The 16,944-nt window shown below is 67.5% G+C and carries 16 protein-coding genes; 9 read left to right on the top strand and 7 right to left on the bottom strand.

The window, feature by feature from the left end:
* The first annotated feature begins 6 nt into the window (after window positions 1-6).
* Window positions 7-369 (top strand): DUF1840 domain-containing protein, encoded by a 363-nt coding sequence (locus GTZ97_RS08980; protein WP_161650244.1) that lies wholly within the window; start codon window positions 7-9, stop codon window positions 367-369.
* Between the two features lie 43 nt (window positions 370-412).
* Window positions 413-1,078, top strand: a complete 666-nt coding sequence (locus tag GTZ97_RS08975) for a histidine phosphatase family protein (RefSeq protein ID WP_236651098.1) — start codon at window positions 413-415, stop codon at window positions 1,076-1,078.
* Here GTZ97_RS08975 and GTZ97_RS16970 read toward each other — a convergent pair whose 3' ends face one another.
* A complete protein-coding gene (locus GTZ97_RS16970) occupies window positions 1,079-1,690 on the bottom strand; it encodes a TetR family transcriptional regulator (protein ID WP_161650242.1) in 612 nt (203 codons plus the stop codon).
* Between the two features lie 106 nt (window positions 1,691-1,796).
* Here GTZ97_RS16970 and GTZ97_RS08965 point away from each other — a divergent pair, with 106 nt between their 5' ends.
* From GTZ97_RS08965 to GTZ97_RS08955, 3 genes are read left to right on the top strand one after another with little or no spacing between them, the layout of a single operon-like run.
* Window positions 1,797-3,107 carry an efflux RND transporter periplasmic adaptor subunit gene (locus tag GTZ97_RS08965; RefSeq protein ID WP_161650241.1) on the top strand — a complete coding sequence of 437 codons (1,311 nt, stop codon included), beginning with the start codon at window positions 1,797-1,799 and terminating at the stop codon, window positions 3,105-3,107.
* Between the two features lie 10 nt (window positions 3,108-3,117).
* On the top strand, window positions 3,118-6,255 hold the full coding sequence (locus GTZ97_RS08960) for an efflux RND transporter permease subunit (protein WP_161650240.1): 3,138 nt from the start codon (window positions 3,118-3,120) through the stop codon (window positions 6,253-6,255).
* The gene (locus GTZ97_RS08955) at window positions 6,236-7,798 is read left to right on the top strand and encodes a TolC family protein (RefSeq protein ID WP_201748219.1); all 1,563 of its coding nucleotides are present in this window, start codon (window positions 6,236-6,238) and stop codon (window positions 7,796-7,798) included. The genes GTZ97_RS08960 and GTZ97_RS08955 overlap by 20 nt, the downstream gene beginning before the upstream one ends.
* A gap of 5 nt (window positions 7,799-7,803) precedes the next feature.
* Here the strand turns inward: GTZ97_RS08955 and GTZ97_RS08950 are convergent, their stop codons facing one another.
* Window positions 7,804-8,562 carry a SapC family protein gene (locus GTZ97_RS08950; protein WP_161650239.1) on the bottom strand — a complete coding sequence of 253 codons (759 nt, stop codon included), beginning with the start codon at window positions 8,560-8,562 and terminating at the stop codon, window positions 7,804-7,806.
* An 80-nt stretch (window positions 8,563-8,642) separates the two neighbouring features.
* Between GTZ97_RS08950 and ubiA the strand changes: the two genes are divergently transcribed.
* Window positions 8,643-9,545 carry a 4-hydroxybenzoate octaprenyltransferase gene (gene ubiA / locus GTZ97_RS08945; protein WP_161650238.1) on the top strand — a complete coding sequence of 301 codons (903 nt, stop codon included), beginning with the start codon at window positions 8,643-8,645 and terminating at the stop codon, window positions 9,543-9,545.
* 38 nt (window positions 9,546-9,583) lie between these two features.
* On the opposite strand, the gene proC is transcribed toward ubiA, so the two are convergent.
* Genes proC through GTZ97_RS08920 form a run of 5 tightly spaced genes read right to left on the bottom strand, consistent with a single transcriptional unit; the run spans window position 9,584 to window position 13,760 of the window.
* The gene (gene proC / locus GTZ97_RS08940) at window positions 9,584-10,438 is read right to left on the bottom strand and encodes a pyrroline-5-carboxylate reductase (RefSeq protein WP_161650237.1); all 855 of its coding nucleotides are present in this window, start codon (window positions 10,436-10,438) and stop codon (window positions 9,584-9,586) included.
* Window positions 10,386-11,000: a response regulator gene (locus tag GTZ97_RS08935; RefSeq protein ID WP_161650236.1), complete on the bottom strand. Its 615-nt coding sequence runs from the start codon at window positions 10,998-11,000 to the stop codon at window positions 10,386-10,388. Before GTZ97_RS08935 ends, proC begins: the two co-directional genes overlap by 53 nt.
* A 26-nt stretch (window positions 11,001-11,026) precedes the next feature.
* Window positions 11,027-12,271, bottom strand: coding sequence for a sensor histidine kinase (locus GTZ97_RS08930; RefSeq protein WP_161650235.1), 1,245 nt, complete (start codon window positions 12,269-12,271; stop codon window positions 11,027-11,029).
* Between the two features lie 26 nt (window positions 12,272-12,297).
* Window positions 12,298-13,038 carry a response regulator transcription factor gene (locus GTZ97_RS08925; protein ID WP_161650234.1) on the bottom strand — a complete coding sequence of 247 codons (741 nt, stop codon included), beginning with the start codon at window positions 13,036-13,038 and terminating at the stop codon, window positions 12,298-12,300.
* A gap of 35 nt (window positions 13,039-13,073) precedes the next feature.
* Entirely contained in the window at window positions 13,074-13,760 is a 687-nt protein-coding gene (locus GTZ97_RS08920) for a YggS family pyridoxal phosphate-dependent enzyme (RefSeq protein ID WP_161650233.1), read from the bottom strand.
* Between the two features lie 36 nt (window positions 13,761-13,796).
* Here GTZ97_RS08920 and GTZ97_RS08915 point away from each other — a divergent pair, with 36 nt between their 5' ends.
* Genes GTZ97_RS08915 through GTZ97_RS08905 form a run of 3 tightly spaced genes read left to right on the top strand, consistent with a single transcriptional unit; the run spans window position 13,797 to window position 16,943 of the window.
* Window positions 13,797-14,840 (top strand): type IV pilus twitching motility protein PilT, encoded by a 1,044-nt coding sequence (locus tag GTZ97_RS08915; protein ID WP_161650232.1) that lies wholly within the window; start codon window positions 13,797-13,799, stop codon window positions 14,838-14,840.
* Between the two features lie 40 nt (window positions 14,841-14,880).
* Window positions 14,881-16,017 carry a PilT/PilU family type 4a pilus ATPase gene (locus GTZ97_RS08910; RefSeq protein ID WP_161650231.1) on the top strand — a complete coding sequence of 379 codons (1,137 nt, stop codon included), beginning with the start codon at window positions 14,881-14,883 and terminating at the stop codon, window positions 16,015-16,017.
* Window positions 16,018-16,022: 5 nt separating this feature from the next.
* On the top strand, window positions 16,023-16,943 hold the full coding sequence (locus tag GTZ97_RS08905) for an NAD(P)-dependent oxidoreductase (protein WP_161650230.1): 921 nt from the start codon (window positions 16,023-16,025) through the stop codon (window positions 16,941-16,943).
* Window position 16,944 lies beyond the last annotated feature (1 nt).

Genomic DNA, 16,944 nt, shown 5'->3' with positions numbered 1-16,944 from the left:
GGTCGCATGCCTGTTACCTTCAAATCGCAAGCGGCCGCGGATCTGGTCATGCTCAACGCCTCAGCCGAGGCCTTGCTTGGCATGATCGGCAAGACGGCGTCCGAGCCTGGCATTCTTGAGCCGAAAGACATGGCCGCCGCGCTGGCGACGTTGCAGGCCGCCAGTCACGACGCCGAGACGGGCAATGAGCCGGCCGAGCCGCGGGCCCTGCCGGTGGACAAGCTCGCGGGCGAGGAAGATGACGAGCCCGTGGCACGCGAAACGGCCTTCGCCGACGAGCCGGTCACCTTGCGGCAGCGGGCCTGGCCCCTGATCCGGATGATCGAGCGCGCCATGGCTGAAAACCGGCCCATCGTCTGGGGCGTCTGAATCGGGGTTGTGCAGTGCAGCATGGCTGATGCATGATCCCGTCATGCAGCAAGACATCACCCGCGTGTTGGTCATCCGCCATGGCGAGACGGCCTGGAATCGCGAATCCCGCATCCAGGGCCACATCGACATCCCGCTGAACGACAAGGGCCGATGGCAGGCGGCAAGACTCGGGGCGGCCCTCGCCGACGAGCCCCTGGCCGCCGTCTACAGCAGCGACCTGCAGCGTGCTCACGACACGGCGCTGGCCATCGGCGCGGCCAATGGTGTGCGGGTGACGCCCGATCTGGCATTGCGCGAGCGCCACTTCGGCGAGATGGAGGGGCTGACGCACGATGAGATCGCCGCGCGTTGGCCAGAGGGTGCGCGCCGCTGGCGCGCGCGTGACCCCGAGTTCGGCCCGCCCGGTGGCGAGACGTTGCAGGCCTTCTACGCGCGCTGCCTGGATGCCGCCACCCGCCTGGCGGCTGCCCATGCCGGTCAGACCATCGCGCTGGTGGCCCACGGTGGCGTGCTCGATTGCTTTTATCGTGCCGCCAACGGTGTGGGCTTGTCGGTGCCGCGCAGTTGGGCCGTGACCAACGCGACCATCAACCGCCTGCTGTTCACGCCGCAGGGGTTCACCATGTTGTCGTGGGCGGACGACCGCCACCTGCAGGAAGATGCAGGGCTGGACGAAAGCTCCGACGGCTTGGTCGCCCGGGCCTGATCAGCGCATGCGCAGGCCGTCGACAAACAGATCCAGGCTGCGCAGCCCCATGTCCACGAGATCAAAGCGCGCGGGGTGGAGCATCCACATCTGGATCAGGCCGTCGATCTGGGCGTGGTGGGCCAGTGCTGCCACCGCGCAGTCCACGTCGGGGCGAATGTGACCCAGCGCCTGCGCCCGGCGGAAGCAGTCCAGGATGTGCGCCTGGCAGCCCGTCTGGACTTGCAGGTGCCGATCGCGCACGGCGGCCAACTCATCCACATACTCGACCTTGTGGGTGGCGATCTCGAACACGCGTCGTGTGCGCGGGTCGTGTGCGATGCGCCGCAAGGCGTCTTCGGCAAGGCGGCGCAGCACATCCAGCGGCGGCTCGGGCGCCTCGCCCATTCCCTGCAGCGCTTCTTCCATCGGCAGTGTGGTGCGCGACATCATCGCGTTGAACAGCGCGGCCTTGTCCTCGAAATGCCAGTAAACCGCGCCGCGGGTCAGGCCAGCGCGCTCGGCGATCTGCTGCAGGGTCGTGCGCGACACCCCCTGTTCGGCGAACAGGGCCTCGGCCGCGTCGAGCAGGGCTTCGCGGGTGTGCAGGGCGGCTTCTTTGGTGCGGCGCATGACGGGATTGTCCTTGCTTTTCAGTCGGGATTGCTGCCGAGGTCACAAGATACATACAAGCGTGTATGTATATTCTACCGAAATCAGAATAAGTCGGAATACCGCCATGCCCAACCTGCGCCCGTCCCTTGATGTCTTCGAGGCTGCTCCTGACCATGCCGCGGCAGAGCCAGCCCGCCAGCCCGCATCGCGCCGCTGGTCGTGGGGATGGACGGGTGACGCCATCGGCGTGTTGGCGCTGTGCGCGCTGGCGGCGGCTTTGCTGACCGGCTGCAGCGGCTCGGACAAGCCTGCCGCGCAACAAGGCGCGGGTGGCCCGCCGGCGGTGCCGGTGGGCGTGGTCACCGTGCAGGCGCAGAGCGTGCCGCTGCTGGTCGACCTGCCCGGCCGTCTGGAGCCCATCCGCACGGCCGAGGTGCGGGCGCGGGTGGCGGGCGTGGTGCAGCAGCGGCTGTTCACCGAAGGGGGGCTGGTCAAGGCGGGCCAGTCGCTGTTCACGATCGATCCGGCGACCTACCAGGCCGCCCTGGACAGCGCGCTGGCCAGTCAGGCGCGTGCCGAGGCACAGCAGGCCCAGGCCGCGGCACTGCTGGCCCGCTACGAGCCGCTGAAAGAAGCGAAGGCCATCAGCCCGCAAGAATTCCTCAACGCGCAGGTGGCGCAGCGTCAGGCGCAGGCCGAGGTGGCTGCGGCCAAGGCGGCCGTACGCCAGGCGCGCATTCAGCTTGACCACGCAGCCGTGCGTGCGCCGATCAGCGGTCGCATCGGCCGGGCGCTGGTCACCGAGGGCGCGCTGGTGGGTCAGGGCGAAGCGACGCAGCTGGCCGTGATCCAGCAGACCGATACCCTTTACGTCAACATCACGCAGTCGGCCTCCGAAGTCATGGCGCTCAAGCGCGCGATGGCGGCTGGCCAGATCAAGTCGGCCGGTGCCTCGGGCGCCCAGGTGCGCATCCGGCTGGAAGACGGCTCGCTGTATTCCCAGCCCGCCCGCCTGTTGTTCACGGACCTGACCGTCGATCCGGCTTCCGGCCAGGTCAGCCTGCGCGCCGAAGTGCCCAACCCGCAGGGCGCCCTGCTGCCGGGCCTGTATGTGCGTGTGCAGATCGAGCAGGGTCGGGCCGAAGGCGGTTTCCTGATCCCGCAACAGGCGGTCAGCCGGCAGGGCTCGGGTGACACGGTGCGCGTGGTGGCGGCCGACGGCTCGGTCAGCGTGCGGCCGGTCAAGCTGGGCCAGTCACAGGGCACCGATTGGGTGGTGCTTGACGGCCTGAAGGCTGGCGAACAGGTCATGGTCGATGGGTTCCAGAAGCTGATGGCGCCCGGCATGAAGGCCAAGCCGGTGCCGTGGACGCCGCCAGCCGCCTCCGCGCCCGCGGCCCCGGCTGCCTCCGCTGCGTCTGCCGCGCAAGGTTAAGGGGCAGGCCATGGCCCAGTTCTTCATCAACCGCCCCGTCTTCGCGTGGGTGATCGCGTTGTTCATCATGGTGTTTGGCGGGGTGGCCATCACCCAGCTGCCCGTGTCGCAATACCCCACGGTGGCGCCTCCGGCCATCGTGATCACCGCGACCTACCCCGGTGCGTCGGCCCGCGTGCTGGACGAGACGGTGGTCAGCGTGATCGAGCAAGAGCTCAACGGCTCGCCCGGTCTGGCCTACATGGAGTCGGTCAGCCAGGCCAACGGTCAGGCCCAGATCACGGTCACGTTTGAAACCGGCACCGATGTGGAGTTGGCCCAGGTCGACATCCAGAATCGCCTGTCGCGCGCCACGCCGCGCCTGCCCTCGGCGGTGACACAGCAGGGCGTGCGCGTGGACAAATCACGCAGCAACTTTCTGATGTTCGTGATGCTGTCGTCCAGCAACCCGGCGTACGACCCGGTGGCGCTGGGCGACTATGCCGCGCGCAACATCGTGCCGGAGCTGCAGCGCGTGCCGGGCGTGGGCCAGGTGCAGCTCTTCGGCTCCGAGCGCGCCATGCGCATCTGGGTGGATCCGGCCAAGCTGCAGTCCTTTGGCCTGAGCTTTGCGGATGTCAATGCCGCCATCCGCGCCCAGAACGCGCTGGTGTCGGCCGGTGGCATTGGCGAGCGGCCCAACATGTCCGAGCAGACCATGTCGGCCACCGTGGTGGTCAAGGGCCAGCTCGAATCGGTCGAGGCCTTTGGCGACGTCGTGCTGCGCGCGCAGCGCAACGGCGCCACCGTGCGCCTCAAGGATGTGGCCCGGATCGAGCTGGGCGCCCAGACCTACGGCACCTACGCGCGGCTCAACGGCGTGCCGGCCGTGGGCATGGGCTTGCAGCTGTCGCCCACGGGCAATGCGCTGGAGTCGGCCCAGGCCGTGCGCGACCGCATGGACGCGCTCAAGCGCTTCTTCCCGGAGGGCATGGACTACAACGTGCCGTACGACACCTCCGGCTTCGTCAAGCTGTCCATCGGCCAGGTGGTGCAGACGCTGTTCGAGGCGGTGCTGCTGGTGTTCCTCGTGATGTACCTGTTCCTGCAGAACATCCGCTACACGCTGATCCCGACGCTGGTGGTGCCTGTGGCGTTGCTGGGTACCTTTGGGGTGATGCTGGTGGCGGGTTTCTCGATCAACGTGCTGACCATGTTCGGTCTGGTACTGGCCATCGGCATCCTGGTGGACGACGCCATCGTGGTGGTCGAGAACGTCGAGCGCATCATGGTCGAAGAAGGCTTGCCGCCGCTGCAGGCCACGCGCAAGGCCATGGGCCAGATCAGCGGGGCCATCATTGGCATCACCGTGGTGCTGGTGTCGGTGTTCATCCCCATGGCCTTTTTCGCCGGCTCGGTGGGCAACATCTACCGGCAGTTCAGCCTGTCGCTGGCCACCTCCATGGCGTTTTCGGCGCTGCTGGCGTTGTCGCTCACGCCCGCGCTGTGTGCCACCTTCCTCAAACCGGCCGACCCGAACCACCATGAGCGCAAGGGCTTCTTCGGCTGGTTCAACCGCCGCTTCAATCGCACGACGGAAGGCTACACGCGCTGGACGACCCGTCTGCTGCAGCGCAGCGGCCGCATGATGCTGGTCTATCTGGCCATCGTGGCGGCCATGGGCTGGATGGCGATGCGCATGCCGACGTCCTTCCTGCCCAATGAAGACCAGGGCAACCTGATTGTCAATATCCAGCTGCCGCCGGGCGCCACCTCCAACCGCACGGAAGAGGTGATCAAGCAGGTCGAAGGCTTCTTCCTCAAGCAACCCGAGGTCGAGTCGATGGTTGGTGTGGTGGGCTTCAGTTTCTCTGGCACGGGGCAGAACGCTGCGCTGGCCTTCGTCACGCTGAAGGACTGGTCCGAGCGCACCGGCGAGGGGCAGTCGGCCCAGGCCCTGGCGGGCCGTGCGTTTGGGGCGCTGATGGGCATTCGCGACGCCTTCATCTTTCCGCTGGCCCCGCCGGCCATCCGCGAACTGGGCAACGCCACCGGCTTCTCGCTGCGTCTGCAGGATCGGGGTGGACTGGGGCACGAGGCGCTGCTGGCCGCGCGCAACCAGTTGTTGGGCATGGCTGGCCAGAGCAAGGTGGTGACCGGCCTGCGGCCCGACGGTCTGGAAGACGCCCCGCAGTTGCAGATCGACATTGACCGCGACCGCGCGCAGGCACTGGGCGTGGGCATTGATGCCATCAATGCGACGCTGTCGTCCGGCCTGGGCTCGACCTATGTGAACGACTTCCCCAACGAGGGTCGCATGCAGCGTGTGGTGGTGCAGGCTGATGCCAAAGACCGCATGCAGCCCGAACAGGTGCTGCGCATGACGGCGCCCAACAGTGCGGGTCAGCCGGTACCCCTGTCGGCATTTGCCACGACGCGCTGGGTGACGGGCCAGATGCAGGCGGTGCGCTACAACGGTTATCCCACCATGCGCATCTCGGGCGATGCGGCGGCGGGCTACAGCACCGGCCAGGCCATGGCCGAGATGGAAGCACTGGCGGCCCAATTGCCGGCCGGCATCGGCGTGGAATGGACAGGGCTGTCACGCGAAGAGCGCCTCTCGGGCGACCAGGCGGCATTCCTGCTGGCCTTCTCGCTGCTGGCGGTGTTCCTGTGTCTGGCGGCGCTGTACGAGAGCTGGTCCATTCCGTTTGCGGTGCTGCTCGTGGTGCCGCTGGGCGTGCTGGGCGCGGTGCTGGGCGCCAATCTGCGGGGCTTGCCCAACGACGTGTTCTTCAAGGTGGGTCTGATCACCATCATCGGCCTGTCGGCCAAGAACGCGATTCTGATCATCGAGTTCGCGCGCGAACTGCAGGACAAGGGCATGAGCCTGATGGAGGCCACGATCACGGCCTGTCGACTGCGCTTCAGGCCCATCATCATGACGTCGATGGCCTTCATCCTGGGCGTGCTGCCGCTGGTGATTGCCTCGGGCGCGGGCTCTGCCAGCCAGCGTGCCATCGGCACCGGCGTGATGGGTGGCATGATCTCGGCCACCTTGCTGGCGGTCTTTCTCGTTCCCGTCTTTTTCGTGGTGGTGCGGCGTGTCTTCCCTGGCCGCCCCCAGCCCCGTACCCAGGAGCCTGCTCATGAATCATCCCAAGCGTGAGGCCCGTCGTGCCCCTGGCGCGCTGATGGCTGTGCTGGCAGCCGCGGCCTTGGCCGGCTGCGCGGTGACACCCGACTACCAGCGGCCCGCCATGGCCGTGCCTGACCGCCTGCCCAGCGCGACCCCGGTGGTGGCACAAGATGGCACGGCGGGCGCAGCAGCTGCGGCCATGTCGGTAGCCGATGTGCCCTGGACGCGCTATTTCCCCGATCCGCGCTTGCAGCAGCTGATCCGCCTGTCGCTGGCGCACAACCGCGACCTGCGGGTGGCCGCGCTCAACATCGACCGCCTGCAGGCGGCTTATCAGATCCAGCGGGCCGAGCGCCTGCCCACGCTGAACGCCGTCATCAGCGGCACGCGCCAGCCGAGCGCGCAGCCGCCTTATGACATCAGCACCGTGGTCAATGGCGGCATCACCGTCTCGGCCTTCGAGCTCGATCTGTTCGGGCGCGTGCGCGCGCTGACCGAGGCCGCCGCCGCACAGGTGCTGGGCTCTGAGGCCAATCGCCGCGCTGTGCACAACAGCCTGGTGTCGGCCGTGGCGAGCACCTACTACACCTTGTGGGCTGACCGCTGGCAGCTCGCCCTGGCCGAGCAGACGCTGGAGACCCGTCAGGCCTCGCTTCGCCTGCAGCAGCTCAAGTTTGACAACGGCGTGCTCAACGAGCTGGAGCTGCGCTCGGCGCAGTCGCTGGTCGAGGCGGCACGTGTGGCGCGCGCGCAGGCGCAGCGCCAGTGGCAGCAGGATCTGAACGCGCTGCAAGTGCTCGTGGGCACCGCCGTGCCGGAATCGGCGCTGCCGCCCGCGGTCACGCTGCCTCCGCTGCCTGCAGCCGGCCAGCTTGGCGATCTGGCGCAGGCCCAGGCGCAGTCCCAGCAGTGGGTGAGCGCCGCGCTGTGGCCCGATCTGGCCGAGCTGCCGGTGGGCATGTCGTCCGAGGTGTTGCTGCAGCGTCCCGACATCGCCCAGGCCGAGCAGGCCCTGCTGGCGGCCAATGCCAACATCGGAGCGGCCCGCGCGGCCCGCTTTCCGCGCATCGCGCTGACGGCCAGCGCCGGCGTGGTCAGCGATTCGCTGTCGGGCCTGTTTGACGACGGCCGCAGCGCATGGAGCTTTGCCCCCTCGATCAGCCTGCCCATCTTCGATGCGGGCCGGGCGCGTGCCAATGTGGCCGTGGCCGAGGTGCAGCGCGACATTGCCGTGGCGCAGTACGACCAGGCCATCCAGGGCGCTTTCCGCGAGGCGGCCGATGCGCTGGTGGCGCGTCAGAGCTATGCCGAGCAGGCTGCCGCCCAACGCGCGCAGGCCGAAGCCGAGGCCGCGCGCTTGCGTTTGTCCACGTTGCGCTATGAAACGGGCGTGGCCAGCCAGCTGGACCTGCTTGATGCACAGCGCGCGCTGTTTGCTGCACAGCAGGCACTGATCGGCGCCCAACTGGCCCGCCAGCAGGCCCACATCGCCGTCTACAAGGCGCTGGGCGGTGGCTGGGCCACCGAGGCGCAAACCGGGGCGCAGGCCGCTGCAGCCACATCGGCGCCCTGATGGGCTCAGTGCACCGGGCCTGTGGCCGGCGGTGCGTCGGCCTGCAGCCGCTGCGCCAGCCGTGCCCCCAGCCGGGTCACGTTGTTCAGCGACAGCAGGTGGGCATGGATCCAGCCCAGTGCGCCTGAGCTGAACAGTTCGTGGACCACTTCGGGCGACAGCGCGCGCAGACGTGCCTCGTCGACCACCTTGAAGCCATTGAGCGTGAGCTTGTTGCCGGCCAGGTCGGCGTCGATGCTGCGATCCACCAGCAGGCCCAGCTCGTTGAGGCGGGTGGCGAAGCGCGCCGTGGCCGTCATGTCCTGGTGGTAGGCCAGCAGGAACTGTTTGAGCTGAGCCAGGTAGGGCGTCTCCTCGCCCTCGGCGGTGAACAGCGCTTCGCCCTCCTCGGAGTTGAAGCCTTCAAAGGCCTCATCCAGGCAGACGGTCATCGCGTCTTGCCCCGCTTCGGTGGCCAGCACGAAGGGGTAGCGCCGCACGAAGGCCGGCACGTAACTGTGTGCCGCCCAGTTGCCTGCCTCGTCCAGCATCAGGTTCTCGTGGTCGCGCAGGCCGATCACAGCCACCATCGTGATGCCTTCGTCGGCCTGCACGAACACGCACGGGTAGTCGAGCGCGGCCAGCGGCAACTCGGTGCCGGCCAGCAGCACGGAATTGGTGGCGCGGGCAAAGGCCAGCTTGTGGGCGCCCGGTCGGATGCGCCAGGTGCGGTGGGCATCGCGGTTGACGGGCACAACGCGTTCGTACATCAGCAGGGTCGTCATGGTGGCGTGCAGGTGAGGATGGCAACGATGGAAACCGACAAGCTTACGCGTCAAGTGTGACGCGATAATGCCAGCCCGTCATGCCTGCTTCCCCTGCCGTGTCCCTGAGCTTGTCGCACCGTCTGGCCCTGTACCTGGATCTGATCCGCTGGGATCGGCCGCAGGGCTGGCTGCTGCTGTTGTGGCCCACGTGGATGGCGCTGTGGCTGGCGGCGGGGGGCTTCCCGGGCTGGCACCTGCTGGGCGTGTTCACCGCGGGCACCATCCTGATGCGCAGCGCCGGTTGCGCGGTCAACGATGTCGCCGACCGCGATGTCGACCGCCATGTGGCCCGCACCGCGCAGCGGCCCATCACCAGCGGTCGGTTGTCGGTGAAAGAGGCGCTGGCCGTGGGCGCGGCGCTGTCGCTCGTGGCCTTTGCGCTGGTGCTCACCACCAATGTACCCACCATTCTGTGGTCATTCGGCGCGTTGGCCGTGACGGTTTTCTACCCCTTCACCAAGCGCTTCTTCGCAATGCCGCAGGCGGTGCTGGGCGTGGCGTTCAGCTTCGGCATCCCAATGGCGTTCACGGCAGTGCAAGGCGAGGTGCCGGCCGTGGTGGGCTGGTTGCTGCTGGGTAACCTGGCCTGGGTGCTGGCCTACGACACCGAGTACGCGATGGTCGACCGCAACGACGACCTCAAGATTGGCATCCGCACGTCGGCGATCACGCTGGGCCGCTTCGATGTCGCCGGTGTCATGGCCTTTTATGCGCTGTGCATCGGCTGCTGGGCGATTGCCGGCATTCAGATGGGGCTGAATGGCGGCTGGTACGCCCTGGGGCTCGCCGCCGCAGGCGCACAGGCGCTGTACCACGGCTGGTTGATCCGTGGCCGCGCGCGCGAGGCCTGCTTTCAGGCCTTCCGGCTCAACCACTGGCTGGGCATGACGGTGTGGCTGGGCGTGGCGGCCGAAGCCACCTTACCCGCCTGGCTCAACTGAGCGGCGTTACGCCGAGTCGAGCCCCGAGGGGCCGTCGCTCAGCGGCCGAACTCGTCGCCCAGTTCGGCGGCGCGCCGCTGGGCCGCGCGCATGGCGGCCACAAAACTGGCCTGCACATTGGCCTGCTGCAGGTGGCTGATGGCGGCGTAGGTGGTGCCGCCCTTCGAGGTGACGCGCTCACGCAGCACGGCAGGGGGTTCGGCGGACTGCGCCGCCAGCGCCGTGGCGCCAGCAAAGGTGGCCAGTGCCAGCTGGCGGCCCTGCTCGGCGCTCAGCCCCATGTCCTGCGCGGCCTGCATCATGGCTTCGATGAAGAAAAACACATAAGCCGGGCCCGATCCGGACACGGCCGTCACGGCGTCGAGGTCGGCCTCTTGGGCCACCCACATGGCCTGGCCCGTGGGCTGCACCATGGCCTCGATGTTGGCGCGCTCGGCGTCGCCGACCTCCGGCCGGGCATACAGGCCGGTCATCCCTTGGCCCACAAGGGCCGGGGTGTTGGGCATGGCACGAACGATGCGCGCGCTGCCCAGCAGGCGTGCCATGTCGTCGGTGCGCAGCCCGGCCATCACGCTGTAGTGCAGCGCCTGGCCGGTGAGCGTGGCGCAGGCCTGCGCGGCGGCCTTGAACTGTTGCGGCTTGACGGCCCACACCACCGTGCGGGCCTGGCCGAGGCGGGCGTCCGGCGCGTCGGCGCACACCACGCCCAGGTCGGCCGCCAGGCGGGCACGCTGTTCAGGCGAGGGGTCGACCACCAGGATGCTGGCGGCCGCGCGGCCCTGGCGCAGCAGGCCGCCGATGATGGCGGTGGCCATGTTGCCGCCACCGATGAAGGCCATCTCAATGGCCGGTGCGCTGGGGTGAGAGGTCGGGAGAGAAGTCGCGTTGCTCATGCCCGTCATCATGCCTGATGTGGGCCAGTGCCTCGGTCAGTTGCGTCACCTGAACGGGTTTGGGCAGCACGGTCACACGGGCGGTGCGCGCGCGCTCGGCCAGCGCGACGGACGTGTCGCCGGTGATCAGAAAGGCAGGCAAGTCGTCGCCAAACTCGTAGCGCAGGCTGCGCAGCACGTCCAGCCCGTCGATCGGCAAGCCCAGTCGGTGGTCGCTGATCAGCGCAACCGGCATGTCGCCTTCTGGCATCTCGCCACGAGCTTGCAGGCTGGCGACGGCTTCGACAGCCCCGTCCGGGGTGCCTGCTGCGGCAGTCAGCCAGCCAGCCTGCGCCAGCACCAGCGCCGTGCCTTCGCGTACGGCAGGATCGTCGTCGATCAGCACGACGACGCCGGGGCCGGATCGCGGGGGCGGTGTCGGGGTGCGTGACGGCGCGGATGCGGATGCGGATGTGTGGCCGGCCTCGACTTCGGCCAGCGCACGGGTGGCCTCCGGGGCCACCGGTACCAGCCTTGGCAGCCGCACCGAGAACACCGAGCCGCGCCCCTTGCGCGACAGCACGCGCACGGGGGTGGGGCCCAGCAGGCTCAGTCGCCGCCCACGGCCAACCCCAGGCCCAGGCCCTCGCTGCTCAGGCGTCCCGCGTTGCTGGCCTGGAAGTAATCCTCGAAGATGCGGTGGCGGTGCTGGCGGTCGATGCCAATGCCGGTGTCCCACACTTGGCAGATCACCCAGGGCCCGCGGGCCCGAGCGCGCAGCCGGACGGTGCCCTCCGTGGTGTAGCGCACCGCGTTGTTCAACAGGTTGCGCAAGATGCGCTCCAGCACGTGCGGGTCTGTGAGTACCCACTCACTTGTTGGTTCGAGTTGCCAGGTCAGGCCCTTGTGCTGACACAGCACCGAGAACTCGGGGTCGAGCTTGTGCCACAGCTCCGCAAGCGGCCGTGCCTCGGTCTGGTAATCGATGCGCTGTGCATCCAGACGCGCCAGGTCGAACATGCGCTCGAACATGCCACTGATCGAGGCCAGCGCCGTCTGCATCTTGTCCAGCAGTGGGCGCCCGTGCTCGGGCTCCACCCAGCCGCGCAGCGCGTTGGTCAGCAAGGCCAGCACATGCAGTGGCTGGCGCAGATCATGGCTGGCCGAGGCGAAAAACTCGCTCTTTTGCTGGTCGGCCTGTTCAGCGCGCGCCTTGGCCTGGGTGACCTTGTTGATCTCATCGCGCAACTGCAGCACCAGATCGGCGTTCTCGTGGCGCAGCAGCATGCCTTCGCGCAGCCGGCGACTGATGCCGAGCGACACGGCCAGACAGGTCACCAGTGAGACCACGAGCACGAGCGCGAGGTAGGTCGCGCTGGAGCTGCGCATGGCCAGCAGCTTGGCGGTGGTCAGCACCATCAGGGGGGCGCTGCCGGTGAAGGCCGCGCCCCAATCGTGCACGGTCACCAGCATCAACGTGTAGCCGTAGACGATCACGCCGGCCACCAGGGTCAGGCGCCACTCCAGGCCAGCCACGCCCAGCAGCCCCACGGCCAGCATGCCCCACAGCAGGCTTTGCAGCGCATGCCAGCCCAACAGCCCCATGCGCCAGCGGCCATAGCCCGAGCGGGCGATGCCGAAGCGGCGGAAGTGCCTGGAGGCGAGCGCCACGCCCGTCCAGAGCAGCATCAGGCCCAGACCGGGCAGCAGCCACGTCCAGGTCGCCAGCGGCCAGCTGCGCACGATCCACAACAGGGCCACAAGCGCCACCGCCTGGCCGACCAGCGAGCTGGGCGAGGTGCGCCAGCTGTCTTGCAGCATCTGGAGGTCGATCCGGGCTTCAAGCGGGGACATCCCGCGAAGCGACCGGCGCAGCAGGCTCACGCCACGCTTTCTCTCAGCGGGTCATCCGGGCCATCGAGGGGCATGGGCTGGCTGCTGCCGTCGCCCTCGGTGCGGGCCAGCACGCCGGGGCTGTGCGAGCACAGCAGCACCAGCTGCGTGCGACTGTGCACGCCGTAGGCGCGGAAGATGGCGCTCACATGCAGCTTGACCGTCTCGGCGCTGATGCCCAGGGCCGAGGCAATGGCCTGGTTGGTGCAGCCCTTGAGGATCCACTGCAGTACGTCTTTCTGACGCGGCGTCAGGCGGATGACCCGTGGCTGGGATTCTTCTTCGGGCGTCGGCCAGTTGACCTCGCTGGTGGACAGCAGTTCGGAAGGGAAGTGCAGCCGGCCTTCGACCAGCGCCTTCAGCGCGTTCATGAACCCATCGATCTCGGCGAGTTTGGGAATGAAACACGACGCGCCGTGGTGGATGCACTCCAGCGCGATCTGTACGTCGCTGTGACCGGTGATGATGCCGATGCGCTGCATGGGCGCAGCCTGGCGGACGGCCTGCAACGTGGCGATGCCCCGGCTGTCGGGCAGACCCAGGTCGAGCAGCACCACGTCGATGGGTTCGTCCGAAGGCGCCTCCAGCAGCGCAAGCGCCGACTGCAGGCTGTTGGCCTGCGAAAAACGGGCATGCGGATCCAGGCTGCGGATGGCCTGCATCATGCCTTCCCGGATCAGGCTGTGGTCATCGACCAGCAGATAGTGGGGCGCTCGGGTGACTTCCATACCGTGTCTCTTTCGACCGAGATGGTAGTGCCTCCTCAGCGCTGTCCAAATAGGGCCGTACCCACCCTGACCAGGGTAGACCCCAGTTCGATGGCGGTTTCCAGATCCTGGCTCATGCCCATGGACAGTGTGTCCAGCGGCAAGCCTGCGGCCCGCAGGTCGTCATAGACGGCCCGCACAGCAGCCAGTTCCGCCCGTTGCACGGCTGGATCGACGCTGGGCGCGGGTAGGGCCATGACGCCGCGCAACTGCAGTCGAGGCAGTGCCGCCACCGTCCGGGCCAGTGCCAGGGCCTCGGCTGGCGCCACGCCACTCTTGCTGGCCTCGCCGCTGGTGTTGACCTGCACGCACACCTGCAGCGGCCGCAAGTCGGCAGGGCGCTGGGCGCTGAGCCGCTCGGCCACCTTCAACCGGTCAACCGTGTGCACCCAGTCGAAGTGTTCGGCGACCACCCGGGTCTTGTTGCTCTGCACCGGGCCGATCATGTGCCATTCGATCTCGGCCCGCAGGTCGGCCAGTTCGGCGATCTTGGTCACGCCCTCCTGCACGTAGTTCTCGCCGAACCGGCGTTGGCCGGCGGCAAAAGCTTCGCGCACGGTTACGCCTGGAAACGTCTTGCTCACCGCCAGCAGCGTCACGCTGTCGTCTGGTCGCCCAAATCGTGAACAAGCCTGGCTTATCCTGTCTCTCACTCGTTGTAGGCGGTCAGGGATCGTCGCCATAATGGGGTCGCTCTGTCGTACACCCTCACATCATCCATGGATATCACCCAGCTGCTGGCCTTCGCGGTCAAGAACAAGGCATCCGACCTCCATCTGTCCGCGGGCCTGCCCCCGATGATCCGGGTGCATGGCGACGTGCGGCGCATCAACGTCGACCCGCTGGACCACAAGCAGGTCCACGACATGGTGTACGACATCATGAACGACTCGCAGCGCAAGCACTACGAAGAGACGCTCGAGTGCGACTTCTCGTTCGAGATCCAGGGGCTGGCGCGCTTTCGGGTCAACGCCTTCAACCAGAGCCGGGGCTCCGGCGCGGTGTTCCGCACCATTCCATCGAAGATCCTCACGCTGGAGCAGCTCAACGCGCCCAAGGTGTTCCAGGAGCTGGCGCTCAAGCCCCGCGGTCTGGTGCTGGTCACCGGCCCCACCGGCTCGGGCAAGTCGACCACGCTGGCGGCCATGGTCAACCACCTCAATGAACACGAGTACGGCCACATCCTGACCGTCGAAGACCCGATCGAGTTCGTGCACGAATCCAAGAAGTGTCTGATCAACCAACGCGAGGTTGGCCCGCACACGCTGAGCTTCTCCAACGCGCTGCGCTCGGCGCTGCGTGAAGACCCGGACGCTATCCTCGTGGGCGAAATGCGCGATCTGGAAACCATCCGCCTGGCGCTGACGGCGGCGGAAACTGGTCACCTCGTCTTCGGCACCCTGCACACCTCCAGCGCGGCTAAGACCATCGACCGGATCGTCGACGTCTTCCCCGCGGCCGAGAAGGACATGGTGCGCGCCATGCTGTCCGAGTCGCTGCAGGCCGTCATTTCTCAGACGCTGTGCAAGACCAAGGACGGCAACGGCCGGGTGGCTGCCCACGAAATCATGATCGGCACCCCCGCCATCCGCAACCTGATCCGTGAGAACAAGGTGGCGCAGATGTATTCGTCCATCCAGACCGGCAACAGCGTGGGCATGCAGACGCTCGACCAGAACCTGGCCGATCTCGTCCGCCGCAACATCATTTCGGCGTCCGAGGCCCGCTCGCGCGCCAAGATCCCCGAGAACTTCCCGGGCTGACGCAGCGGGCGTCGTTTTCTGACTTCAGGGCATCACCACCATGGAACGCGATCAGGCATCCAAGTTCATCAACGACCTCCTGCGCCTGATGGTGGCGCGCGGCGGCTCCGACCTGTTCCTCACGGCCGACTTTCCACCGGCCATCAAGGTTGACGGCAAGGTCACCAAGGTCTCGCCCCAGCCCCTGAGCTCGCAGCACACGATGGCGCTGGCCCGCGTCATCATGAACGACAAGCAGGCCGCTGAATTTGAGCGCACCAAGGAGTGCAACTTTGCCATCAGCCCGTCCGGGATTGGCCGTTTCCGGGTCAATGCGTTCATCCAGCAGGGCCACGTCGGGCTGGTGCTTCGGGTGATCCCGCAACAACTGCCCACCATTGACGGTCTGGGTTTGCCGCAGATCCTGAAGGAAGTCGCCATGACCAAGCGCGGACTGGTCATCATGGTCGGTGCCACCGGCTCGGGCAAGTCGACCACGCTGGCGGCCATGGTCGACTACCGCAACGAGAACTCCTACGGCCACATCATCACGCTGGAAGACCCGGTCGAGTTCGTGCACCCTCACAAGAACAGCATCGTCACCCAGCGCGAGATCGGCATCGACACCGACGGGTGGGAGATGGCGCTCAAGAACACGCTGCGTCAGGCGCCCGACGTCATTCTGATGGGTGAGATCCGTGACCGCGAGACCATGGAGCACGCCGTGCAGTTTGCCGAGACCGGCCACCTGTGCATGGCCACCTTGCACGCCAACAGCGCCAACCAGGCGCTGGACCGCATCATCAACTTCTTCCCCGAAGAGCGCCGTACCCAGCTGCTGATGGACCTGTCGCTCAACCTCAAGTCCATGGTGTCGCAGCGCCTGTTGCCTCGCCAGGAGGGCAAGGGTCGGGTGGCTGCTGTCGAGATCATGCTGAACTCGCCCCTGATCTCGGACATGATCTTCCAGGGGCAGGTCGGCGAGATCAAGGAGATCATGAAGAAGTCCCGCGAGTTGGGCATGCAGACCTTCGACCAGGCGCTGTTCGACTTGTACGAGGGCAACGACGTGACCTACGAAGACGCACTGCGCAACGCCGACTCCGTCAATGACCTGCGTTTGCAGATCAAGCTGCAAAGCGAGCGCGCGCGCAACCGTGACCTGTCCGAAGGCACCGAGCATCTCAAGGTGATGTGAGCGCGATGCGGATTGCCGACAAGCCCTACGCGGCGGTCGCGCCGCAGCCTCTGGCCTTCATCGGTCTGGGCACGATGGGGGCGGCGATGGCTGCCCATCTCGCGCGAGCCGGCCACACCATGGCCGTGTTCAACCGCACGGCGGCCAAGGCTGAGGCCTGGCATCAGGCGCATGGCGGGCGGGTGGCGCTGAGCCCGGCGGATGCCGCCTGTGGCGCGCAGATCGTGCTGCTGTGTGTGGGCCGTGACGACGACGTTCGGCAGGTGCTGCTCGGTGAGGGGCTGCCGGGTGGCCCGGCCGATGGCGCGCTGGCGACCCTGGCGCCCGGCGCCATCGTGGTTGACCACACCACCACGTCGGCCAACCTGGCGCGGCAAATGCATGCAGCGTGCGACGAGCGTGGCGTGCATTGGGTCGATGCGCCCGTCTCAGGCGGCAATGTCGGCGCCGAGCAGGGCACACTGACGGTGATGTGCGGCGGTCAGGCCGATGCCTTTGCGCGAATCGAGCCCATCGTGGGCGCGTACGCGCGTGCCGTCACACTGCTGGGCGGCGCGGGCGCGGGCCAACTGGCCAAGATGGTCAATCAGATTTGCGTGGCCGGCTTGCTGCAAGGCCTGGCCGAGGGCTTGGCCTTTGGCGAACGAGCCGGCCTGGACATGGCGGCCGTGTTGCACGTCATCGGCCAGGGCGCGGCCAGCAGCTGGCAGATGCTCAACCGCGGTCCCACGATGCTCGAGGACCGGTTCGATTTCGGCTTTGCCGTCGACTGGATGCGCAAGGACCTCGGGCTGGTGCTCGATGAAGCACGCCGCCAGGGAGCGCGCCTGCCGGTCACGGCCCTGGTCGACCAGTTTTATGGCGATCTGCAGGCCCAGGGGGCGGGCCGGCTGGACACCTCCAGCCTGATCAAGCGTCTGCGCTGAG

Source organism: Aquabacterium fontiphilum, from assembly GCF_009909205.1.
GTDB lineage: Bacteria > Pseudomonadota > Gammaproteobacteria > Burkholderiales > Burkholderiaceae_C > Aquabacterium > Aquabacterium fontiphilum.
The sequence above is the reverse complement of the archived record's forward strand: the minus strand, read 5'-3'. Positions and strand labels throughout refer to the sequence as shown.

Bases quoted from the DNA above. Each gene is read 5' to 3' on its own strand.
- GTZ97_RS08920 (WP_161650233.1), bottom strand. From the start codon at position 13,760: ATGGCGACGATCCCTGACCGCCTACAACGAGTGAGAGACAGGATAAGC.
- GTZ97_RS08960 (WP_161650240.1), top strand. From the start codon at position 3,118: ATGGCCCAGTTCTTCATCAACCGCCCCGTCTTCGCGTGGGTGATCGCG.
- GTZ97_RS08975 (WP_236651098.1), top strand. From the start codon at position 413: ATGCAGCAAGACATCACCCGCGTGTTGGTCATCCGCCATGGCGAGACG.
- GTZ97_RS08955 (WP_201748219.1), top strand. From the start codon at position 6,236: ATGAATCATCCCAAGCGTGAGGCCCGTCGTGCCCCTGGCGCGCTGATG.
- GTZ97_RS08930 (WP_161650235.1), bottom strand. From the start codon at position 12,271: ATGTCCCCGCTTGAAGCCCGGATCGACCTCCAGATGCTGCAAGACAGC.
- GTZ97_RS08925 (WP_161650234.1), bottom strand. From the start codon at position 13,038: ATGGAAGTCACCCGAGCGCCCCACTATCTGCTGGTCGATGACCACAGC.
- ubiA (WP_161650238.1), top strand. From the start codon at position 8,643: ATGCCTGCTTCCCCTGCCGTGTCCCTGAGCTTGTCGCACCGTCTGGCC.
- GTZ97_RS08950 (WP_161650239.1), bottom strand. From the start codon at position 8,562: ATGACGACCCTGCTGATGTACGAACGCGTTGTGCCCGTCAACCGCGAT.
- GTZ97_RS08915 (WP_161650232.1), top strand. From the start codon at position 13,797: ATGGATATCACCCAGCTGCTGGCCTTCGCGGTCAAGAACAAGGCATCC.
- GTZ97_RS16970 (WP_161650242.1), bottom strand. From the start codon at position 1,690: ATGCGCCGCACCAAAGAAGCCGCCCTGCACACCCGCGAAGCCCTGCTC.
- GTZ97_RS08905 (WP_161650230.1), top strand. From the start codon at position 16,023: ATGCGGATTGCCGACAAGCCCTACGCGGCGGTCGCGCCGCAGCCTCTG.
- proC (WP_161650237.1), bottom strand. From the start codon at position 10,438: ATGAGCAACGCGACTTCTCTCCCGACCTCTCACCCCAGCGCACCGGCC.
- GTZ97_RS08980 (WP_161650244.1), top strand. From the start codon at position 7: ATGCCTGTTACCTTCAAATCGCAAGCGGCCGCGGATCTGGTCATGCTC.
- GTZ97_RS08965 (WP_161650241.1), top strand. From the start codon at position 1,797: ATGCCCAACCTGCGCCCGTCCCTTGATGTCTTCGAGGCTGCTCCTGAC.
- GTZ97_RS08910 (WP_161650231.1), top strand. From the start codon at position 14,881: ATGGAACGCGATCAGGCATCCAAGTTCATCAACGACCTCCTGCGCCTG.